The following is a 2,683-nucleotide window of genomic DNA, read 5'->3' as shown; positions in this document are numbered from 1 at the left end:
GGAGACCAGTTCGTACGCCTTGAACCAGTGCACGAGCTTGGGGCGGTCGATGCCCTGGCGGTAGAGGGTCTCGATCTCCTCGCGCAGCCGGGCGGTGGCCTCGCGGGCCTGCTCCCAGTCGATGCTCAGCCGGTTGTCGGTCCAGCGCAGCGCGTCGTGCTGGTGCAGGTAGGCGAAGAGCAGCTGGCCGCCGAGGCCGTCGTAGTTGCGGACCCGGGCGCCGGTGACGGGGAAGCGGAAGAGCCGGTCGAGCAGCATCGCGTACTGGACGTCGCGGCCCTGCGGGTGGCCGTCGGCGGCGAGCCGGCCGGCCTCGTGGAAGGCGGTGAGGTCGCAGCGCAGCTCCTCGATGCCGTACATCCAGAAGGGCTGGCGCTGTTTGATCATGAAGGGGTCGAACGGCAGGTCGCCGTGGCTGTGGGTGCGGTCGTGGATCATGTCCCACAGGACGAACGTCTGCTGGCAGCGCTCCTGGTCGGTGAGCAGCCCGGCCGCGTCCTCGGGCAGGCGCAGGCTGGTGACGTCGCAGGCGGCGCCGACCACCCGGCGGAAGCGGGCGGCCTCGCGGTCGCAGAAGATGCCGCCCCAGGAGAAGCGCGCGGGGGCCTCGCGCACGGCGATGGTCTCGGGGAAGAGCACGGCGGAGTTGGTGTCGTAGCCCGGGGTGAAGTCCTCGAAGGTGATGCCGAGGAACATCGGGTTGTCGAAGCGCTCCCGCTCGAGCCTGGCCAGCCAGTCCGGCCAGACGAGGCGCAGCACGACGGCCTCCAGGTTGCGGTCCGGGTTGCCGTTCTGCGTGTACATCGGGAAGACGACCAGGTGCTGGCGGCCGTCGGCGCGGTCGGTGGCCGGGTGGAAGGCGAGCAGCGAGTCGAGGAAGTCGGGCACGCCGAAGCCCTCGTCGGCCCAGCGGCGCAGGTCGGCGACGAGGGCCTGGTGGTAGGCCGTGTCGTGCGGCAGCAGCGGGGCGAGCTCCTGGACGGCGGCGACGACGCGGTCGATCTCCCGGGTCAGCTGCGCGGGGGTGGGGGCGCCCTCGGCCGAGAAGTCCACGGAGCCGTCCTCGGACTGGGCGGGACGGATGGCCTCGACGGCCCGCTTCAGGGCGTGCCAGGCGGGCCTGGCGACCACCCGGTCGGTCTCGGCGGTGTCGCTCTCAGAGGTGAGGGACGCCAAAGTTTCCGTCATGACCCATCCTCCACAGAAGAAATTCTTGTATTAGCACGGTATCCGCAGTGGATCCTTCGTTCAACCGGTGGTCCGGGAAACGCGCGGCGCCGGTGCGTCGTCCGACGTTCGGGGCGCGGCAACCGGCGGTGGCTAGGGTCGCGGCATGTCGCTACAGACCATCGGGCACCGCGGGCTCATGGGCGCGGAGCCCGAGAACACCCTGCGCTCGTTCCGTCGCGCCGACCGGATGGCCCTGGACGCCGTCGAGCTCGACCTGCACCTCAGCGGGGACGGGGAGCTGGTGGTGATCCACGACGCCTCCGTGGACCGCACCACCGACGGGAGCGGCGCCGTGAGGGACCTGACGCTCGCGGAGCTGCGGCGGCTGGACGCCGGGCTCGGCGAGCGCATCCCGTTGTTCACCGAGGTGGTGGACGCGGTGGGAGCGCCGATTCAGGCGGAGATCAAGGACGCGGCGGCGGCCAGGGCGCTGGCCGCGGTGATCGAGGAGCGCGGGCTCGGCGACCGGGTGACGGTGATCTCGTTCCACGACGAGGCGCTGCGCGAGACCAGGGAGCTGCTGCCCGAGGTCGCGATCGGCCTGGTCACGGGGTGGTCGACGGACACCGCCCCGGAGCGGGCGGCGGAGCTGGGCGCGCGCCTGGTGTCGTGCGAGTTCGCGAGGCTGTCGGCGGACGTGGTCGCCCGTTGCCGGGCGGCCGGGATCGGCGTCATCAGCTGGACGGTGAACACCCCGGCCGAGCTGGCCGTGGCGCGGGAGCTCGGGCTCGACGGCGTGGTGACCGACGAGCCGGAGATCGTGTCGGCGATCAGGGCAGGGCCTTGACCAGCAGCTCGAACGCCAGGTCGGGCCGGCGCGGAACGCCGAAGCGCTCGTCGCCGTAGGGGAAGGGCGCCAGCCGCCCGGTGCGGGTGTAGCCGCGCCGCTCGTACCAGGCGATCAGCTCGTCGCGGGCCGAGATCACCCGCATCCGCATCTCGCGGGCGCCCCACTCCGCGGCGACCCGGCGTTCGGCCTCGGCCAGCACCTGCCGGCCCACTCCCCCGCCCTGGAGGCCGGGGCGGACCGCGAACATGCCGAAGTAGCCGGCGACCAGGCCCGAGGGGTCGACGCGGCGCTCCAGGTGACAGCAGGCCACCAGGTCGTCGTCGCGCAGCACCGCGAGCAGCTGGCTGCCCGGGGCGGTGATCACGGCGCGCACGCCCTCGGGGTCGGTGCGCTGGCCGTCGAGCAGGTCCGCCTCGGTGGTCCAGCCGGCCCGGCTCGCGTCGCCCCGGTAGGCCGACTCCACCAGCGCCACGAGCGCCGGTACGTCGGGCTCCCCGGCCGGCCGGAACTTGAGGTCCGTCTTCACCGTCACAGCCCCGCATCGTAGCGCGCGCCCGCGCACCCCTCTCGCCCGGTGTGCGCCCCGGTACCGAGGCGCCGGGTGGGCAGCCTTCGGACGGACGGCGCGGGAGGTGGGCGATGCACGGGCCGGCGGTGGTGGGG

The 2,683-nt window shown here is 73.1% G+C and carries 3 protein-coding genes; 1 reads left to right on the top strand and 2 read right to left on the bottom strand.

Going from position 1 to position 2,683, the window contains the following annotated elements; all coding sequences use genetic code 11:
• Positions 1–1,188 (bottom strand): DUF6421 family protein (locus E1283_RS34860; RefSeq protein WP_132822173.1); only part of this gene is annotated, 1,188 nt, incomplete at its 3' end.
• Positions 1,189–1,333: 145 nt separating this feature from the next.
• Between E1283_RS34860 and E1283_RS34855 the strand changes: the two genes are divergently transcribed.
• The gene (locus tag E1283_RS34855) at positions 1,334–2,017 is read left to right on the top strand and encodes a glycerophosphodiester phosphodiesterase (RefSeq protein WP_132822172.1); all 684 of its coding nucleotides are present in this window, start codon (positions 1,334–1,336) and stop codon (positions 2,015–2,017) included.
• Here E1283_RS34855 and E1283_RS34850 read toward each other — a convergent pair.
• Complete coding sequence (locus tag E1283_RS34850) at positions 2,001–2,552, bottom strand: GNAT family N-acetyltransferase (protein ID WP_132822171.1); 552 nt, start codon at positions 2,550–2,552, stop codon at positions 2,001–2,003. The genes E1283_RS34855 and E1283_RS34850 overlap by 17 nt on opposite strands.
• Between the last annotated feature and the right edge of the window lie 131 nt (positions 2,553–2,683).

The organism is Streptomyces hainanensis (genome assembly GCF_004348415.1).
Classification (GTDB): Bacteria; Actinomycetota; Actinomycetes; order Streptomycetales; family Streptomycetaceae; genus Streptomyces; species Streptomyces hainanensis.
Note: the sequence above shows the minus strand (reverse complement) of the source record. Positions and strands in the feature narration are given on the sequence as shown.

What these genes read in the sequence shown, in the direction of transcription:
- E1283_RS34855 (WP_132822172.1), top strand. Translation starts at nt 1,334, where the DNA reads ATGTCGCTACAGACCATCGGGCACCGCGGGCTCATGGGCGCGGAGCCC.